General features: G+C 71.9%; 19 protein-coding genes. 16 read left to right on the plus strand and 3 right to left on the minus strand.

Annotated features, from left to right (window positions below):
* Positions 1–5: 5 nt before the first annotated feature.
* The 6 genes from ACY0PA_RS25435 to ACY0PA_RS25460 all read left to right on the plus strand — a co-directional run bounded on the left by ACY0PA_RS25435 (position 6) and on the right by ACY0PA_RS25460 (position 5,319).
* Positions 6–374 (plus strand): holo-ACP synthase, encoded by a 369-nt coding sequence (locus ACY0PA_RS25435; RefSeq protein WP_473079954.1) that lies wholly within the window; start codon positions 6–8, stop codon positions 372–374.
* 125 nt (positions 375–499) lie between these two features.
* A complete protein-coding gene (locus ACY0PA_RS25440; RefSeq protein WP_473086418.1) occupies positions 500–1,951 on the plus strand; it encodes an NAD(P)H-hydrate dehydratase in 1,452 nt (483 codons plus the stop codon).
* A gap of 182 nt (positions 1,952–2,133) precedes the next feature.
* On the plus strand, positions 2,134–3,294 hold the full coding sequence (alr, locus tag ACY0PA_RS25445) for an alanine racemase (RefSeq protein ID WP_473079955.1): 1,161 nt from the start codon (positions 2,134–2,136) through the stop codon (positions 3,292–3,294).
* Complete coding sequence (locus tag ACY0PA_RS25450) at positions 3,287–4,492, plus strand: alpha/beta fold hydrolase (RefSeq protein WP_473079956.1); 1,206 nt, start codon at positions 3,287–3,289, stop codon at positions 4,490–4,492. Before alr ends, ACY0PA_RS25450 begins: the two co-directional genes overlap by 8 nt.
* On the plus strand, positions 4,464–4,979 hold the full coding sequence (tsaE, locus tag ACY0PA_RS25455) for a tRNA (adenosine(37)-N6)-threonylcarbamoyltransferase complex ATPase subunit type 1 TsaE (RefSeq protein ID WP_100594855.1): 516 nt from the start codon (positions 4,464–4,466) through the stop codon (positions 4,977–4,979). The genes ACY0PA_RS25450 and tsaE overlap by 29 nt, the downstream gene beginning before the upstream one ends.
* Before the next feature lie 136 nt (positions 4,980–5,115).
* Complete coding sequence (locus tag ACY0PA_RS25460; protein WP_473079957.1) at positions 5,116–5,319, plus strand: hypothetical protein; 204 nt, start codon at positions 5,116–5,118, stop codon at positions 5,317–5,319.
* 35 nt (positions 5,320–5,354) lie between these two features.
* Here the strand turns inward: ACY0PA_RS25460 and ACY0PA_RS25465 are convergent, their stop codons facing one another.
* Positions 5,355–5,909: a hypothetical protein gene (locus tag ACY0PA_RS25465; RefSeq protein ID WP_473079958.1), complete on the minus strand. Its 555-nt coding sequence runs from the start codon at positions 5,907–5,909 to the stop codon at positions 5,355–5,357.
* 108 nt (positions 5,910–6,017) lie between these two features.
* On the opposite strand from ACY0PA_RS25465, the gene tsaB reads away from it, so the two are divergent.
* From tsaB to ACY0PA_RS25490, 5 genes are all read left to right on the plus strand, one after another.
* Positions 6,018–6,680, plus strand: a complete 663-nt coding sequence (gene tsaB, locus ACY0PA_RS25470) for a tRNA (adenosine(37)-N6)-threonylcarbamoyltransferase complex dimerization subunit type 1 TsaB (RefSeq protein ID WP_473079959.1) — start codon at positions 6,018–6,020, stop codon at positions 6,678–6,680.
* 17 nt (positions 6,681–6,697) lie between these two features.
* Positions 6,698–7,201, plus strand: a complete 504-nt coding sequence (rimI, locus tag ACY0PA_RS25475; protein WP_473086419.1) for a ribosomal protein S18-alanine N-acetyltransferase — start codon at positions 6,698–6,700, stop codon at positions 7,199–7,201.
* The gene (tsaD, locus tag ACY0PA_RS25480) at positions 7,194–8,291 is read left to right on the plus strand and encodes a tRNA (adenosine(37)-N6)-threonylcarbamoyltransferase complex transferase subunit TsaD (RefSeq protein ID WP_473079960.1); all 1,098 of its coding nucleotides are present in this window, start codon (positions 7,194–7,196) and stop codon (positions 8,289–8,291) included. Before rimI ends, tsaD begins: the two co-directional genes overlap by 8 nt.
* Entirely contained in the window at positions 8,288–8,545 is a 258-nt protein-coding gene (locus ACY0PA_RS25485) for a hypothetical protein (protein ID WP_473079961.1), read from the plus strand. The genes tsaD and ACY0PA_RS25485 overlap by 4 nt, the downstream gene beginning before the upstream one ends.
* Before the next feature lie 130 nt (positions 8,546–8,675).
* Positions 8,676–9,662, plus strand: a complete 987-nt coding sequence (locus tag ACY0PA_RS25490; RefSeq protein WP_473086420.1) for an LCP family protein — start codon at positions 8,676–8,678, stop codon at positions 9,660–9,662.
* A 4-nt stretch (positions 9,663–9,666) separates the two neighbouring features.
* Here the strand turns inward: ACY0PA_RS25490 and ACY0PA_RS25495 are convergent, their stop codons facing one another.
* Entirely contained in the window at positions 9,667–10,251 is a 585-nt protein-coding gene (locus tag ACY0PA_RS25495; protein WP_473079962.1) for a class I SAM-dependent methyltransferase, read from the minus strand.
* A 166-nt stretch (positions 10,252–10,417) separates the two neighbouring features.
* On the opposite strand from ACY0PA_RS25495, the gene ACY0PA_RS25500 reads away from it, so the two are divergent.
* The 3 genes from ACY0PA_RS25500 (at position 10,418) to ACY0PA_RS25510 (ending at position 14,269) form a co-directional block, all read left to right on the plus strand.
* Positions 10,418–12,421 (plus strand): cell wall-binding repeat-containing protein, encoded by a 2,004-nt coding sequence (locus ACY0PA_RS25500; protein WP_473079963.1) that lies wholly within the window; start codon positions 10,418–10,420, stop codon positions 12,419–12,421.
* Positions 12,422–12,590: 169 nt separating this feature from the next.
* Positions 12,591–12,947, plus strand: a complete 357-nt coding sequence (locus tag ACY0PA_RS25505) for a YciI family protein (protein WP_383087352.1) — start codon at positions 12,591–12,593, stop codon at positions 12,945–12,947.
* A 56-nt stretch (positions 12,948–13,003) separates the two neighbouring features.
* Positions 13,004–14,269 carry an RNA polymerase sigma factor gene (locus tag ACY0PA_RS25510; RefSeq protein WP_473079964.1) on the plus strand — a complete coding sequence of 422 codons (1,266 nt, stop codon included), beginning with the start codon at positions 13,004–13,006 and terminating at the stop codon, positions 14,267–14,269.
* On the opposite strand, the gene ACY0PA_RS25515 is transcribed toward ACY0PA_RS25510, so the two are convergent.
* Positions 14,266–15,498, minus strand: coding sequence for a class I SAM-dependent methyltransferase (locus ACY0PA_RS25515; RefSeq protein ID WP_473079965.1), 1,233 nt, complete (start codon positions 15,496–15,498; stop codon positions 14,266–14,268). The genes ACY0PA_RS25510 and ACY0PA_RS25515 overlap by 4 nt on opposite strands.
* Positions 15,499–15,589: 91 nt before the next feature.
* Between ACY0PA_RS25515 and ACY0PA_RS25520 the strand changes: the two genes are divergently transcribed.
* Positions 15,590–16,537 carry a polysaccharide deacetylase family protein gene (locus tag ACY0PA_RS25520; protein ID WP_473079966.1) on the plus strand — a complete coding sequence of 316 codons (948 nt, stop codon included), beginning with the start codon at positions 15,590–15,592 and terminating at the stop codon, positions 16,535–16,537.
* Positions 16,538–16,542: 5 nt separating this feature from the next.
* A complete protein-coding gene (locus ACY0PA_RS25525; RefSeq protein ID WP_473086421.1) occupies positions 16,543–17,529 on the plus strand; it encodes a polysaccharide deacetylase family protein in 987 nt (328 codons plus the stop codon).
* Positions 17,530–17,723 lie beyond the last annotated feature (194 nt).

Consider the following 17,723-nt stretch of genomic DNA (forward strand, 5'->3'; position numbering starts at 1 on the left):
TGGCTTTGATTATTGGGGTCGGGATCGACGTTGCCGAGATCGAACGGTTCGAGGAGTCGCTCGCGCGTACGCCCGGAATGGCCGAACGGCTCTTTGTCGAACGGGAGTTGCTGCTGCCCAGCGGGGAGCGGCGGGGGGTTGCCTCTCTTGCTGCGCGGTTCGCCGCCAAGGAGGCGCTGGCCAAGGCGCTGGGGGGGCCGGCCGGGTTGCGGTGGACCGATGCGGAGGTCTGTGTCGAGGACAGTGGGCAGCCGCGGTTGCGGGTCATCGGGACCGTTGCCGCCGCTGCCGAGGAGCTTGGGGTGCGGTCCTGGCATGTGTCTCTCAGTCATGATGCCGGGATTGCGTCTGCTGTTGTGATCGCTGAGGGGTAGGGGCCCGGGGGGTCGGGGCCGGGGGGGGTTGTCTCGGCTTCGGGGTCGGCCTCGGTTCTGGGGCCGGATCCGGTTTGGGTGTGCGCTTCGCGCGCTGGGTTCTTCTTTGCGGGAGACTCGGTTTTATGCGTACTGCCTACAGCGTGGACACCGTACGGACCGCCGAGCGCGCCCTCATGGCGCGGCTCCCCGAGGGCGCCCTGATGCAGCGTGCCGCCGTCGGGCTCGCCGTCGTCTGCGCCGAGCTCCTCGGCAAGGTGTACGGGGCCCGGGTCGTGCTCCTCGTCGGGTCCGGGGACAACGGGGGGGACGCCCTCTACGCCGGTGCCCGGCTTGCCCGGCGTGGCGCCGGGGTTGCCGCGGTACTTCTGGACTCCGAGCGGGTGCACCGTGCCGGGCTTGCCGCCTTCCTTTCCGCCGGGGGGCGCGTCGTCGACAGCGGTGAGCGGGTTCTTGCCGGGGCCGATCTCGTTGTCGACGGGATCGTGGGCATCGGGGGGCGGGGCGGGCTTCGAGCGGGTGCTCTGCCTGTTGTCCGTGCCGCCCTGGATTCTCGTGCCGTTGTCGTTTCTGTGGATCTGCCCAGCGGCGTCGACGCCGATACGGGGCAGGTCGACGGGGAGGCCGTCCGCGCCGATGTGACCGTCACCTTCGGTGCGTACAAGCCCGGGCTTCTTGTTGATCCCGGGCGGGAGTACGCCGGCGCCGTCCGGCTTGTTGACATCGGGCTTGAACCGGTGTCCGGCGAGGGGGATTTGGAGGCCCTTCAGCACGATGACGTGGCCCGGCTGCTGCCTGAGCCCACCGGTGAGAGCGACAAGTACCGGCGCGGTGTCGTGGGCATCGTCGCCGGGTCCGCCCGGTATCCCGGCGCCGCCGTGCTTGCCGTGGCCGGGGCCTTGCGGGGTGGGGCCGGGGCCGTTCGCTACGTCGGGCCTGCGGCCGGCGCCGTCGTCTCCCGGTTCCCGGAGACTCTGGTGTCCGAGGGCGCGCCCGGGAAGGCGGGGCGGGTGCAGGCGTGGGTGGCCGGGCCCGGTCTTGGTGATGACGCGTCCGGGCTCGCGGATGTCGTGGGGGCCGACGTGCCCGTTCTGATCGACGCCGACGGGTTGCGGCTCGCTGATCCTCAGGCCGTTCGGGGGCGGGGCGCGCCTACTTTGCTTACGCCTCATGCGGGGGAGGCCGCCGCGTTGTTGGGGGTTTCCCGGGAGGAGGTGGAGGCGGAACGGCTCGCCGCTGTACGGGAGTTGGCCGGCCGGTTCTCCGCGACCGTTCTTCTGAAGGGATCCACGACCCTGGTTGCCGGGGGTGGGGGTTCCGCCGGGGGCGGGGGGCAGTTGGTGCGGGTCAATTCCACCGGTACCGCGTGGCTGGCCACCGCCGGTAGTGGTGATGTTCTGTCCGGGCTTGCCGGGTCGTTGCTCGCTGCGGGGCTCGGGGCTCTCGATGCCGGGTCTGTGGGGGCCTATCTGCATGGGCTTGCTGCTCGGCGGGTGTCCGGTGGGGCGCCTGTTGTCGCTCAGGATGTGGCGGGGGGGATTGCCGGGGCCTGGGCCGATGTTCGGCGCGGGTTCTAGGCGGGGGCTCAGGGTTCGGCTCGGTGGGGGCGTCCTCCCGTCCGGGCGTCGGGCGGGTGGCGGGCGGTTGTGGTTCTTCGTTGCGGGGTGGCTGTTGGCCTGGCGATTTGGATGGGTGTGGGGGGTTTGGGGGGTGGTGGTCACGTGGGGGTGTCGGGGGGCTCTGAGACACTGGGCGCACGATGACTGAGAGAGCACCTGCCGTGGGCCGTGCCCGGGCCGAGATCGATCTGGCCGCTCTGCGGGCCAATGTGCGGTCCCTGCGCGCTCGTGCGCCCGGGGCCGAGTTCATGGCTGTGGTCAAGGCTGACGCCTACGGCCACGGCATGATCCCCTGCGCGCGCGCCGCGCGGGAGGCCGGTGCCACCTGGATCGGTACGGCCACGCCCGAGGAGGCTCTCGCGGTGCGTACCGCGGGGATCGAGGGGCGCGTCATGTGCTGGCTGTGGACGCCGGGCGGACCCTGGCGCGAGGGCATCGAGGCCGATCTCGATATGTCCGTGAGCGGCATGTGGGCTCTGGACGAGGTGGTTGCCGCGGCTCGGGTGGTGGGGCGTCCCGCTCGTATTCAGTTGAAGGCCGATACCGGGCTCGGACGTAATGGGTGTCTGCCTGGTGACTGGCCCGAGCTGGTGCGTTCTGCCGTTGCTGCGGAGCGCGAGGGGCTTGTCGTTGTTTCTGGGCTCTGGTCCCATTTCGCGTGTGCCGATGAGCCGGGGCATCCGTCGATTGCCGCTCAGCTGGATCGCTTTCGCGAGATGGTCTCCTTTGCGGAGAGGGCTGGGGTTCGGCCCGAGGTACGGCATATTGCGAATTCGCCGGGGACTCTGACTCTGCCCGAGACCCATTTCGATCTGGTGCGGCCCGGCATCGCGATGTACGGGATCTCGCCCAGCCCCGAGATCGGCACCCCCGAGGACTTCGGGCTGCGGCCCGTCATGACCCTGTCGGCCTCGCTCGCCCTGGTGAAGCACGCCCCGGGCGGGCTCGGCGTCAGTTACGGGCATCACTACGTCACCCCGGGCGAGACCACCCTGGGGCTTGTCCCCCTCGGGTACGGGGACGGGATTCCCCGGCATGCCTCGGGGACCGGGCCCGTACTCATCGGGGGCAAGCTGCGGACCGTCGCCGGACGCGTCGCCATGGACCAGTTCGTCGTCGATCTCGGCGGCGACGAGCTGAGGGCCGGGGACGAGGCCGTGCTGTTCGGTCCCGGCGACCGGGGCGAGCCGACCGCAGAGGACTGGGCGCAGGCCGCCGGCACCATCGCGTACGAGATCGTCACCCGGATCGGGGCGCGTGTTCCGCGCGTCTATGTGGACTCAGGAGCGGCACGTGAGTGAGAGCAGCGCCGAGGCCACGGCGGCCGTCGCGAGCTGGCGGGTGGCCGGGCTCGCCGGCGCCGCGATAGGCGTCGTCGCGGCCGGTGCCGCTGCCGGTGTCGCCGTCGAGCGGCTCACCGTCGGCCGCGGCATGCGCAGGAAGGCGCGGCTCGCGCTGGATGCCTCCGGGCCGTTCGGCTCCCTGCGCGGCACCCCCGGCAAGGCCTGCGCCGAGGACGGCACCGAGCTCTACTACGAGGTCGAGGAAGTGGAGTCCGAGGGCGGTGCCGCGCCTCGCAGGCGCCGGCTCTTCGGTCGTAAGGCGCCCGCGCCGGTCACCGTCGTCTTCAGTCACGGGTACTGCCTCAACCAGGACTCCTGGCATTTCCAGCGTGCCGCGCTGCGCGGGGTGGTGCGCTCCGTCTACTGGGACCAGCGCAGCCACGGGCGGTCCGGGCGCGGGGTCGGGCAGGCCGACGGCGGGCCCGACGTCACCATCGACCAGCTCGGGCACGACCTGAAGGCCGTCATCGACGCCGCCGCCCCCGAAGGGCCGCTCGTCCTCGTCGGGCACTCCATGGGCGGCATGACCGTGATGGCGTTCGCCGACCAGTTTCCCGAGGTCGTGGCCGAGCGCGTCGTCGGCGTCGCTCTCGTCGGGACCTCCTCCGGCAGGCTCGGCGAGGTCAGCTACGGGCTGCCCGTGGTCGGCGTCAACGCCGTGCGGCGCGTGCTCCCCGGCGTCCTGAAGATTCTGGGCCAGCGCGCCGACCTGGTGGAGAAGGGGCGCCGCGCCACCGCCGACCTGTTCGCCGGCATCATCAAGCGCTACTCGTTCGCCTCGCGTGACGTCGATCCCGCCGTCGCCCGCTTCGCCGAGCGCATGATCGAGAGCACGCCGATCGACGTCGTCGCCGAGTTCTACCCCGCCTTTCAGGAGCACGAGAAGACCGAGGCCATCGAGCGGTTCGCGCAGCTCCCCGTCCTCGTACTGGCCGGCGACCAGGATCTCGTCACCCCCAGTGAGCACAGCGAGGCCATAGCCGGGCTGCTGCCCGACGCCGAGCTGGTGCTCGTGCCCGACGGCGGGCACCTGGTGATGCTGGAGCACCCCGAGGCCGTCACCGACCGGCTGGCCGACCTCCTCGCGCGCACGGGAGTGGTTCCCGCAGGGGCTACCGTGGGAAGTTATGGAGACACCGCACAGCCCGGCAGCTGACGCCGCCACCGCCTCGATCACCGTCAACTCGCCCGCCCATATGGGGGATTTGGGCCGTCGCCTGGCCAAGCTGCTGCGCCCCGGCGACCTCGTGATGCTCACCGGCGAGCTGGGCGCGGGCAAGACCACGCTGACCCGCGGGCTCGGCGAGGGCCTCGGTGTGCGGGGCGCCGTGACGTCTCCGACCTTCGTCATCGCCCGCGTCCACCCGCCGCTCGGCGACGGGCCCGCCCTGGTGCACGTGGACGCGTACCGGCTGGGGGGCGGGCTCGACGAGATGGAGGACCTCGACCTCGACGTCTCGCTGACCGACTCCGTGATCGTCGTCGAGTGGGGCGACGGCAAGGTGGAGGACCTCGCCGACGACCGGCTCCATGTCGTCATCCACCGCGCCACGGGGGACACCGACGACGAGGTGCGCTCGGTGACGTTGCGTGGCCTCGGGGCGCGCTGGGCCGGTGCGGGCCTGGAGGCTCTGGCCGCCTGACTCTCGTACCTTCACCCGAACGTTCCGACATGGCGTCGGCAAAATGTTGCGCGGCGCGCGCTCCGCGTGGTCACATGGATACCAGTCCTGGTTAGGTCTACCTAACTTTGCTGCCCCCGGAGCCCAGGAGGCATCCATGTCGGCTTCAGAACGTGACGTGCCGCAGCAGCCCCGCGTGGCGCCGGGGCGCGGGGACATCTCCGGGATCTCCGCCTCGGGGCTGTCCATGAGTGATCTGCTCGCGTCCTGCGCCGCCGCGTCCGCCGTCTCCACTCCGCCCGTTGAGCAGGGGGAGGGCAGGGGGGAGGAGGCCGGTGAGGAGCGGCGTGATGCCGCGTGAGCGTTTCTGTGGCGTGGGTCAGGTGACGGAGGGTCCTACGGGACCACGACGATCTTCTTGCCGATCGTCGCGAACTCCCACATCGCGTCGCCGTCCGCCCGCCTCTCGCGGATGCCGCCCGTCTTCTTGGCCGGGTCCGGTGCCGGCATCGAGCCGTCGACCGCCGCGCTGAAGCCGATCGTGACGCCGTCGACATTCGCGAACCGCACCACGTGCTCGATCGGCACGCCGTCGCTGCCGGTGATCGCCGCCGAGCGCGACGTCACCAGGTACTTCCCGGCCGGCGGGTTCACGGTGCTCGGCGTCACCTTGAAGGTGCGCTGCGCCTTGCCGCCCTCCGCGACCAGCCACACCCGGTCGTCGCTCACGGAGTAGACGACCCGCTCACCGGCGCCGGACTGCTCGGGTACCTCTGTCCGGTCCTTCTTCTCCTCGGGGGAGTGGGACGCGGCCGTGGAAGGGGATTTCCCGGTCTTCGGCGGGGCCAGGCTGTCCGGCGCGCTGGCCGACGCCTGGTAGGTGAGGAAGCCGACCACGGCGAGCGCCGCCGCGGTGAGCCCGGCCACGAATCCCGAGCTGCTCCGTGCCACCTGTGTGCCCACCTCTCCTGCCCGTACGTCTTTGTGGTGACGGTAGCAGCAGGCGTGCGGCTCACCGGGGCGGCAGTGGGCGGGGCGCCGGAGCCGTAGGCTGTTTGTGTGCTGCTGCTCGCGCTGGATACCGCCACCCCCGCCGTCACCGTCGCCCTGCACGACGGCTCCTCCGTCGTCGCCGCATCGAGCCAGGTGGACGCCCGTCGGCACGGGGAGCTGCTGCTGCCCGCCGTCGACCGAGTACTCGCCGAGGCCGGCGTCAGACTCGACGCCGTCACCGGCATCGTCGTCGGCGTGGGCCCCGGCCCCTACACCGGCCTCCGCGTCGGCCTGATGACCGCCGACACCTTCGGCCTCGCGCTCGGTGTGCCCGTCCACGGTCTGTGCACGCTGGACGGGCTCGCGTACGGCGCCGAGGCCGCCTCTTTGGACGGTCCCTTCGTCGTCGCCACGGACGCGCGGCGCAAGGAGGTCTACTGGGCGCGCTACGAGGATCCGCGCACCCGGGTCACCGAGCCCGCCGTCGACCGCCCCGCCGACATCGCCGAGCAGGTCGCGGGCCTTCCCGCGGTCGGCGCCGGTGCCGTGCTGTACCCGGACACGTTCCCGGACGCGCGCGCCCCCGAGAACGTGTCGGCGGCCGCCCTCGCCTCGCTCGCCGCCGAGAAGCTCGCCGCCGGCGAGGAGCTCGACGCGCCGCGCCCCCTGTATCTGCGCCGGCCCGACGCGCAGGTGCCCAAGAACTACAAGGTGGTCACCCCGAAGTGAGCGCGGCTCTGCGCGAGATGCGCTGGTGGGACATCGAATCCGTGCACGCGCTCGAGAAGGATCTCTTCCCGGACGACGCGTGGTCCCGCGGCATGTTCTGGTCCGAGCTCGCGCACGCGCGCGGCGCCGGGTCGACCCGCCGTTATGTCGTCGCCCACGACGGCGACCGTCTCGTCGGGTACGCGGGCCTCGCCGCGTCCGGCACGGACTACGAGGGCGGCTCCGGCGTGGGGGCCGACGTGCAGACCATCGCCGTCGCCCGTGACCAGTGGGGCACCGGGCTCGGTGCCCGGCTCCTCACCGTCCTGCTGCGCCACGCGACCGACCTGGAGTGCTCCGAGGTGACGCTCGAGGTGCGGGTCGACAACACCCGGGCGCAGAAGCTCTACCAGCGCTTCGGCTTCGAGCCCATCGGCTTCCGCCGCGGCTACTACCAGCCGGGCAACGTGGACGCGCTCGTGATGCGTCTGACCGACCCCTCGACCTCCGTGACACCCGTACAAGGAACCGAAAATGGCTGACGAACCGCTCGTCCTCGGCATCGAGACCTCCTGCGACGAGACCGGCGTGGGCATCGTCCGCGGCCACACGCTGCTCGCCGACGCGGTCGCCTCCAGCGTCGACGAGCACGCCCGCTTCGGCGGCGTCGTCCCCGAGGTCGCCTCGCGCGCGCACCTGGAAGCCATGGTGCCGACCATCGAGCGCGCCCTGAAGGACGCCGGGGTCGCGGCCTCCGACCTGGACGGGATCTCCGTCACCGCGGGCCCGGGGCTCGCGGGCGCTCTCCTCGTGGGCGTCTCGGCGGCCAAGGCGTTCGCGTACGCGCTCGGCAAGCCGCTCTACGGCGTGAACCACCTCGCCTCGCACATCTGCGTGGACCAGCTGGAGCACGGGCCGCTGCCCGAGCCCACGATGGCGCTGCTCGTCTCCGGCGGCCACTCGTCCCTGCTGCTCTCCGCCGACATCACGTCCGATGTGCGGCCCCTGGGCTCGACCATCGACGACGCGGCGGGCGAGGCCTTCGACAAGATCGCCCGGGTGCTGAACCTCGGATTCCCCGGCGGTCCCGTCATCGACCGGTACGCGAAGGAGGGCGACCCGAACGCGATCACCTTCCCGCGCGGGCTCACCGGGCCCCGTGACCCTGCGTACGACTTCTCCTTCTCCGGCCTGAAGACGTCCGTCGCGCGCTGGATCGAGGCGAAGCGCGCCGGCGGTGAGGACGTTCCGGTCCGGGATGTGTCGGCGTCCTTCCAGGAGGCCGTCGTCGACGTGCTGACCCGCAAGGCCGTGCGCGCCTGCAAGGACGAGGGCGTCGACCACCTCATGATCGGCGGCGGTGTGGCCGCCAACTCGCGGCTGCGGGCCCTGGCCCAGGAGCGGTGCGAGGCCGCCGGGATCCGGCTGCGCGTGCCCCGGCCCAAGCTGTGCACGGACAACGGAGCGATGGTCGCGGCCCTCGGCGCCGAGATGGTTGCGCGGGGCCGGTCCGCGTCCGCCTGGGACCTGTCGGCCGACTCGTCGCTGCCGGTGACGGAGACGCACGTGCCGGGGCCCGCGCACGACCACGACCATGTGCACGAGGTCGCGAAGGACAACCTGTACTCATGACTGTCGCGTTGATGTGGGAGGCCCGGGCCGCCGACGGGCGGGGCGAGGAGCTGCTCGCCTGGGCGCGGGGGCAGGTCCTCGCGGCCGAGCCGCTGCGGCGCGAGTTCTTCCGCGCCCCGCAGGACCGGGTCCTCGTCATCACCTGGTGGAACGCGGCGTACGACGCCGAGCTGCCCGAACTGCCCGAACCCGAGGGCGAGTTGGTGACCCGGGCGGTGCATCGGTGGCGGTTCGAGGCGGTCGCTCCCGCCTGAGGCGGTCTCGCTCCGGGACGTGAGAACCGTCTGAGATTCCCGGATAACGGCGTCTTACTGGTTTACCGTTGTAATAATTACGACTTATGTTCGCCCCGTGAAGCGAATACAGCGCCGTCGTGGGCGTTTGGTGAAGACCGCAGGTGCCGTGGCCGGTTGCGTGCTCGTCCTCACCGGGGGCGGGGCCGCGTGGGCGTACTGGCATCTGGACCACAACATCCAGGGCGTCGACATCGACAACGCGCTCGGCGACGACCGGCCCCCGAAGCCGGCCCCGGTCACTGTGGCGCCCTCGGCGACCGCGCCGCCCGCCGGGGCGCTGAACATCCTTGTCCTCGGCTCGGATTCGCGCAGCGGCAGCGAGAACTCCGCGCTCGGCGGCGGCCACAGCGAGGGCGCCCGCTCGGACACCGCGATGGTCGTCCATCTCGCCGCCGGCCGCTCGTCGGCGACCGTCGTCAGCATCCCCCGCGACACTCTCGTCGAGCGGCCCGCGTGCCCGGCCTCGTCCGGCGGCACCACTCAGGCCGCTTACGGCGCCATGTTCAACAGCGCTTACTCCGTGGGCGGTCCCGTCTGTGCCGTGAAGACGGTGGAGAAGCTCACCGGCGTCCGCATGGACCACTATCTGGAGATCGACTTCTCCGGCTTCGCCTCGGTCGTGGACGCGCTCGGCGGTGTGAACGTCACGACCACCGAGGACATCGATGACGACCTGAGCCACCTCCAGCTCGACGCGGGCTACCGCCACCTCGACGGCAAGCAGGCCCTCGCCTTCGCCCGCACCCGGCACGGCATCGGCGACGGCAGCGACCTCGGCCGCATCAGACTCCAGCAGCAACTGGTCAAGGCGCTGGTGGAGAAGGTCTCTCAGAGCGATCTCCTGACGAACCCGGCCCGCCTCTACAAGGTCGCCGACGCCCTCACCGGAAGCCTCACCACAGACACCGGCCTGGACTCCCTCGGCGAACTCCAGGGCCTGGCGGGCAGCTTGAAGGGGCTGTCGGCCGATGAGGTGAAGACAGTGATGATGCCGGTGCTCCCGGCGCCGTCCGACCCCAACCGTGTCGTCGCCGACGAGCCGGAGGCCGGAAAGCTGTGGGCCTCGCTCCGGTGACGCGTCAGGCGTTGTACGTCAACAGGTAGCGCCAGAGCAGGAGTTGACGTACCTGGCTGCCGGGGAGGAGGCGGGTGGCCTCGGTGCGGATGTCGGTGAGGGACATGTCGGGCCGGCGCACGGGGGCCTGGAGAGGAGGCGGTGCGGCGCCGCGTAGCCGTTCGCTCACGTGGACCGTGGCGCGGGCCACCGCGTTCGCGGGGACGGCCGCCAGGTCCCACCAGGTGATGCCCGCGTAGCAGCCGAGGACGAGCAGGACGCCGCCCGGAGCGAGGCCCTCGCGCAGCCGCGTCACCGTCGCGAACGGCATGTGGTGCAGGCTCGCCAGGCAGGTGATGACGTCGTAGTGGCCGCGCGGCAGGTCCGTCGTCGTCACGTCGGCGCGGCGGTAGCGGGGACCCCCGCCGATCGACTCCGCCGCGGCCACGACCTGCGGCGACGGGTCGAGCGCGTCGACCTCGTAACCGCGGCCGGCCAGGCGCCGTGCGAAGCGGCCGGTGCCGCAGCCGACGTCGAGGGCGGTACGGCCGCCGCTGGGCAGGTGGCGCAGCAGGAGGCGGTGGTAGTGATCGTTGTGGTCGAACGGCATGGGGCGCGATCCTGGCACGGGGCGTGTAGGTGGCATGTGAAGGAAAGTCATTCCCTTCCGGTCACCTGCGCCGCTACAGTGACGCAGCTGTCGTACAGGAACGTGAGGTTTCCGTTCCGCGTCGGGGAGACGAACGACGGTCCTTCGGACACTCTTGTGGGGGCACATGAAGATTCGCAGATGCCGCGTGCTCGCGGCATTGGGCACCACCGTCGCTCTGGCGGCGGGCATGGCGGCGCCGGGGGCGGCCGCCGCCGAGCCGGTCACGTGGCAGGCCACGGACGGCACGCTGATGTTCCTCAACGGCGCGCTGAACGTGCTGCAGACGCACGAGCTCGGCACCAGCACGTACACCGACTTCCTCGCCGGCGCGGCGGAGCCCGCGTGGTCGCCGGACGGCAGCCGGGTCGCGTACGTGAAGGACGGCAGGGTCGAGACGCGCCGCTACACGGGCTCCACCTTGGTGAAGATTCCTGAGCGCGACAGCTCGGTGCGCGGCGTGGCCCACCCGACGTTCCTGTACGGCGGCGGCACCGTTGTCTACTCGGGCGACGGCCGGCTGCGGTACGCGCCGTCCGACGGCTCCGGCTACGGGCAGCCGCTGTTCTCCACGACGGAGGACGGCTGCGACCGCGCGCCGAGCGCCTCGGTGAACGGCCTGATCGCCTTCGTCCGTACGGGCGACACCTGCGGTACGACGACCGGTTCCGCGATCTGGCTGTACGACGCGAACACCGGCGGCTTCACCAAGCTCACCGACGTCGGCCAGGACCCCGCGATCTCGCCCGACGGCACGCAGGTCGCCTTCGTGCGGGAAGCGGGCGGGCTGACCAGGCTCTTCGTCATCGGCGTCGACGGTACGGGCGAGCGCCAGCTCACCTTCAGCGACGCCGCCTACACCCCGTCCTGGTCGCCGAGCGGCACGCGCATCGCGTTCAACAACGGCTACGACGAAGACGCGTCGGCGACCCGCATCGTCGATGTGAAGAGCGGCGACGTCACGACGATGCCGAACCCCTCCAGCACCTCGTCCACCACGGACATCGCCTGGCAGCCGCTGCGCCACAACGACACCGCGCGGGTGTGGGGCGCCGACTCGCCGGGCACCAACGCCGCCGTGTCCCGCTGGAGCTGGAACAGCGTCGGACAGAGCGAGCCCGGCCTCGTCGACGCCAGGACGGCCGTGCTGGTCAGCCAGGACAGCCCGTCCTACGCGCTCACGGCCCAGTCGCTCGGCGGCCAGAAGCAGGGCCCGGTCCTGATGACGCCGAAGTCGTCGCTGTCGACCGCGGTCCAGAGCGAGCTGAAGCGCACGCTCAAGCCCGGCTCGACCGTCTATCTCGTCGGCGGCACGGACATCCTCTCCAGCGCGGTGGCCACCAAGGTCACCTCGCTCGGCTTCACCCCGAAGCGGCTGGCGGGCACCTCGCGCTACTCGACGTCGGTGGCCGTGGCGAAGGCGGTCACCGGCGCGCCCAAGTACGTGTTCCTCGCCACCGGCACGGACTACCACTCGGCGATCGCGGCCTCGGTGGCGGCGGGCGCGCTCGGCTACGGCGGCAAGGGCACCGTCGTCCTCAACGACGGCAACTCGCTGACATCCTCGGTGAAGTCGTACCTCAACTCGCTCGACCCGGACACGACCATGGTCATCCCGGTCGGCGCGTCGGCGAAGTACGCGCTCACGCACACCGCGTTCTCCCACTGGCCCGACCGCTGGTCGTACTACCCGGTCTCGGGCAGCGGCCACGACGGGACCTCGGTGGCGCTGGCCAGGTTTTGGTGGTCCTCGCCGCACCAGGTGGGTCTCGCCTCGACGAGCAGCTGGCGCGGCGGGGTCTCCTCGGCCACCGGGCAGCTCTGGTACGGGCCCGTGCTGTGGACCGACGAGACGACCCTGACGGACGCGGACGCGACCTATCTGCGTTCGCAGGCCGCCGGTCTCCAGCACGTCATCGCGTACGGCGGCACCGGTTCGGTGTCGGCGTCCGAACTCGCGGCCGCCGGTTCCGCGGTCAGCGCGAGAAGCTCGCTCGTGGACTACTTCCCGTACTACAAGGGCGTGGCTCCGGCGGGAACGGCGACGACGCGGCAGTCCGAGCGGCCGGCAGCCTCCGTGGCGCCGCAGCCGCAGCCGCAGGCCCGCTCGCTGAAGACCACCGTCGAATAGGCATCACAGCAGGTCGCAGCCCCGGGCGGACACATCCGCTCGGGGCCTGCGACCTGCCGGAGAAAATTCCCGAAGTGAATGCGGCGCGCGTGTCGATTCGCCGGTCTCCCGTTCGACGCGTAAGTGAGAGCGGGGAGAAGCCCCGACCGCACCGAACGAGGAGTCCACCATGCCGCGCTACATGACCTTGGTCCGTATCGACGAGAGCAAGGCCCCCGCCGAGGGCCCCAGCGAGGCTCTGATGCAGCGCATGGGCGAGCTGATCGAGGAGATGACCAAGGCCGGCGTGCTGCTCGACACCGGGGGCCTCCACCCGTCGTCCGAGGGCACCCGCATGCACTACGAGAACGGCGAGATCACCGTCACCGACGGGCCCTTCACCGAGTCCAAGGAGGTCATCGGCGGCTACGCGATCATCCAGGCCAAGGACCGGGCCGAGATCCTGGAGTGGACCAAGCGCTTCCTGAAGGTGCACGAGGAGCACTGGACGGTCACCTCCGAGATCCGGGAGATCGCTGAGGGCTGAGCCACGCCGGACAGGCCCTTGGCCGCCGTACGGCCGGGGGTGTCTGATGGTGGGCCGTGACAGCAGAACGTACTGCCGAAGCGGCCCACGCCATCGAGACCGTCTTCCGTCTGGAGGCGCCCCGCATCATCGCCGGCGTCACGCGCATCGTCCGGGACGTGGGGCTCGCGGAGGAACTCGCGCAGGACGCGCTGGTCGCCGCCCTGGAGCAGTGGCCGGACGAGGGGGTTCCCGACAACCCGGGCGCGTGGCTCATGGCCACCGCCAAGCACCGGGCGATCGACCTCGTGCGCCGCAAGGAGCGGTACGCGCGCAAGCTCGCGGAGGTCGGCCGCGGCCTGGAGGCCGCGCCGACCCGTCCGGACGAGCCCGCGGACCCGGACGACATCGACGACGACCTGCTCCGCCTCGTTTTCACGGCCTGCCACCCGGTCCTGTCCGCCGAGGCCCGGGTCGCGCTCACGCTGCGGCTGCTCGGCGGCCTGACCACCGCCGAGATCGCCCGCGCGGTCCTGGCCCCCGAGGCGACGGTCGCCCAGCGCATCGTGCGCGCGAAACGCACCCTCGCCACGAAGAACGTCGCCTTCGAAGTGCCCTACGGGCCCGAGCGGGCGGCCCGCCTCGGCTCGGTCCTCGAGGTCATCTACCTGATCTTCAACGAGGGGTACGCGGCCACGGCCGGCGACGACTATCTGCGCCCCGGCCTGTGCGAGGACGCGCTGCGGCTCGCCCGGCTCCTGGCCGGCCTGATGCCGAAGGAGCCCGAAGTGCACGGCCTGGCCGCCCTGTTGGAGCTCCAGGCCTCGCGCTCGGCCGCCCGTACGGGGCCTTCGGGCGAGCCCGTCCTGCTCAGGGACCAGGACCGTACGCGCTGGAACCAGCTCCTGATCCGGCGCGGGTTCGCCGCGCTCGGCCGCGCGGACGCCGTGTCCACGGGGGGCGGGCCCGGGCCGTACGCCCTCCAGGCCGCGATCGCCGCCAGCCACGCGCACGCCCACACGTACGCGGAGACGAACTGGGAGGGGATCGCGACTCTGTACGGGCTGCTCGCCGCCAGGGCGCCGTCCCCCGTCGTCGAGTTGAACCGGGCGGTGGCGGTGTCCATGGCCGAGGGGCCCGCGGCCGGTCTCGCCCTGGTCGACGCCCTGGCCGGCGAACCGGCGCTGCGCGACTACCACTTGCTGCCGAGCGTGCGCGGAGACCTGCTTGAACGGCTCGGGCGGTACGAGGAGGCGCGGGCCGAGTTCGAGCGGGCCGCTTCGCTGACCCGGAATGAGCGGGAGCGGGAGCTGCTGCTGGCTCGGGCGGAGGGGTGCCGTTAGGGCGTCGCTCCGCGCCGGGCGGCGGTGGGTTCACCCGTGGCCGGCTGCGCGGGCGCGCCCAGCAGCATCGTCGGGGCGCCCGCGACGCGGGTCAGGAAGACCGTCAGCGCGTTCGGGCCGTGCCGCTTCGGCAGGGCCTTGCGGCGCAGCTCCTCCGGCTCCACCGCCGACCCCCGCTTCTTCACCGTCAGGATCCCGACCTCGCGCTCCCGCAGCAGCGCCTTCAACTTCTTTACGTTGAAGGGGAGTTGGTCCGTGATCTCGTAGGCCGTGGCGTACGGCGTCGCGCGCAGCGTGTCGGACGTGACGTAGGCGATCGTCTCGTCGATCAGCCCGCCCCCGACCTCCTGGGCCACGTCGGCGACCAGGTGGGCGCGGATGACGGCGCCGTCGGGCTCGTACAAGTACCGCCCCACGGGCCGTACTCCGGGGTCGGGGAGGCCGTGGCCGGTGAGTGCGCGCGGCCCGGGGAGCAGCGTCGCCCGCATGCGGCCCGGCTCGGTGCCGAACCAGAGCACGGCCTCCTTCACGTCCCCGCCGTCCGAGATCCACTCGGCGTCGGCCGCGCCGGGGATCGCTTCGTGGGGGATGCCGGGCGCGATCTTCAGGGCCGCGTGCCGGGCCCCGAGCGCCGCGCCGACCGCCCAGGACAGGGGTGGGGAGTACGCCTCCGGGTCGAAGATCCGGCCGCCTCCCTTGCCGCCGGCCCGGCGCGCGGGGTCGACGAACACGGCGTCGTACGGCTGCGTGTCGACCTCGGTGACATCGGCCTCGCGGACCTCGATCAGCCCGTCGAGGCCCAGGGCCTGAGCGTTCGCCCGGGCGACTTCGCAGGTCAGGGGGTCGCGGTCGACGGCGAGTACGGAGATCCCGGCGCGGGCCAGCGCGATCGCGTCGCCGCCGATGCCGCAGCACAGATCGGCGACGGAGCGCACCCCGAGCGCCGTGAACTCCTGCGCGCGGTGGGTGGCGACGCTCGTGCGGGTCGCCTGTTCGACGCCGTTCGCCGTGAAGTACATGCGGGGGGCGTCCGCCTCGCCGAACTTGGCCGCGGCGCGCTGGCGCAGCCGGGCCTGCGCGATGGCCGCCGAGACGAGCTCCGCCGGGTGGTCGCGGCGCAGCCGGGTGGCGACGGCGAGCTCCTGGCCGGGGGTGACGTCCCGTACGTCGTCGAGGAGCGCCTGGCCCTCCGCGGAGAGCAGCGAACTGAAGGAGGCGAGGTCGTTCACCAGGCCCATTGTGGGCCAGTCGGTGGACGGTGCGCGCCCGGCCGCGGTGTCGGGCTCTGATCGGCGCCGTGAGCTGCGAGGATCCGGCGCCATGCGACTTGTACGACAAAACGACGAAAGGGCCATGAAGGGGACGTCGGGCCGAGGGGTCCGGCACGGCCGTACGCGGGCCGGCCTCGCCGTGCTCGCCGCCTGCGCGGTCGCCTCCGGGTGCGCCGGGTCCGTCGGCACGGAGGCCGTCCGGCCGACGCCCGGCCGGCAGCCCCTCCACGGGCCGCCTGCCCGCGCCCTCGACTCCTACGGGGGCAAGCCGGGCGCCGCCCAGGCCGCCCGGGTCGCGATGGCCAAGAAGTGGCGCCTCGCCGAACCGCCGCTCCTCGCGCCGCCCCCGCCTGCCCGCAAGCCGGTGATCAGGGCCCGCAAGGGCTTCGAGGTCCCCGGTCAGGAGGATCTGCCGCCCGTCTTCACGACCGTGCCCACCAAGGACAAGGTCGTGTTCCTCACCATCGACGACGGCTCCGAGAAGGACCCGGCGTTCCTGAAGATGATGAGCGACCTGAAGATCCCGTACACCGCCTTCCTCAGCAACTACCTGGTGGAGGACAACTACGGCTACTTCAGGAAGATGCAGTCCCGCGGCGTCACCCTGAACAACCACACGCTGACGCACCCGTACCTGCCCGGCCTGTCCTACGCGGGGCAGAAGCGCGAGATCTGCGGCATGCAGGACATCATGGAGGAGGAGTACGGCAAGCGGCCCGTCCTCTTCCGCCCGCCCTACGGCAACTACAACCGGGACACGCTGCGCGCCGCCAGGTCCTGCGGCATCAAGTACGCGCCGATCTGGAACGAAGAGGTGTTCGTCGACCACGTCGAGTGGCGCGAGGTGGACCAGGACCTGCACCCCGGCGACATCATCCTGACCCACTTCCGGGGCCGCGAGGAGTGGGAGGGCACCATGCCCGACATGGTCCGCCGGCTCATGAAGTACGTCACCGACAAGGGGTACGCGGTGGCCCGGCTGGAGGACTACCTGTGAAGTCCGTGCGGGCGCGACGGGCCCCCGCGCGCACCTGGCCCCGGCGGCTGCTCGCCGCCGCCCTGGCCGCCGGTGTCCTCGCACCCGCGCTGCTCACCGGGTGCGCCCCGTCCGTGGACCCGATCGAGCGGCTCAGCAGGAAGGCGGCCGAGAAGGTCCAACACTCGCGCCACCCGGCACCGACGGCCACACCGGCCATCGGTGTGGGGCCCGGGTCGTCCTGGGGTGCGCTCGGCGCCGGGGAGGCGGCAGCTGGAGGGCCTGCTCACGCCGCGCCTCTCAACTCCCCTCAGGGCGGCGCCACTGCGGACGCCTATCGCCGCTGGGGGCTCTCCGCGCCGCTCGCCCCGGCGCCCGGACCTCCGGCACGCCACGCGGCCGGGACCGGCCCGGGCTCGTACACACTCCCGCCCGTCGTGGACCACGTCCGGACCAAGGACCGCGTCGTCTTCCTGACCTTCGACGACGGCGTGGACCGCGACCCGCACTTCGCCGACATGGTCCGGGACCTGAGGCTGCCCGTCAGCGTCTTCCTCACGGACGGCGTGGCGGGCCCCGGCCACGACCACTTCGGCACGCTGCGGGCCCTCGGCGCGGGCGTGCAGAACCAGACCCTGAACCACCACTTCCTGCCCCCGCTCCCGTACGCCGAGCAGCACGCCGAGATCTGCGGCCAGCAGGACCGGCTGAAGAACCGCTTCGGCACCCGCCCCCGCCTCTTCCGCCCGCCCTTCGGCGCGTACGACCAGGACACCTTGCGCGCGGCCGTCACGTGCGGGATCGACGCGGTCGTCCTGTGGCGCGCCTCGACGCGGGGCGAGGACCTGAGTTACGTGGGCGGGCACCGGCTGCGTCCCGGCGACATCGTCCGGGCCGGGTTCAGTGACCGTGCCGGGCCGCGCGGGGCGACGCTCACCGGGGTGACGGCGCGGCTGCTGCGCCGTATCCAGGCCCAGGGGTTCACGGTGGGGAGGCTCGAGAACTACCTGTGAGGGAGGGGCCGGAGGGGCTTTGGCGGACGGGCCGCGGGGGCCGTGCGGAGGACTCGCCCTCAGTGAATTGGCACTCCGCTTGACCGAGTGCTAATCGCAGTCATAGTCTCAGGCCTGGCACTCCCCACTGGAGAGTGCCAATAGCGACGGGCAGGTCCGGCACCCGCGACGACGGATCCACCTGGTCGCCACCT

This window comes from Streptomyces sp. DS1-CR2 (assembly GCF_055760475.1).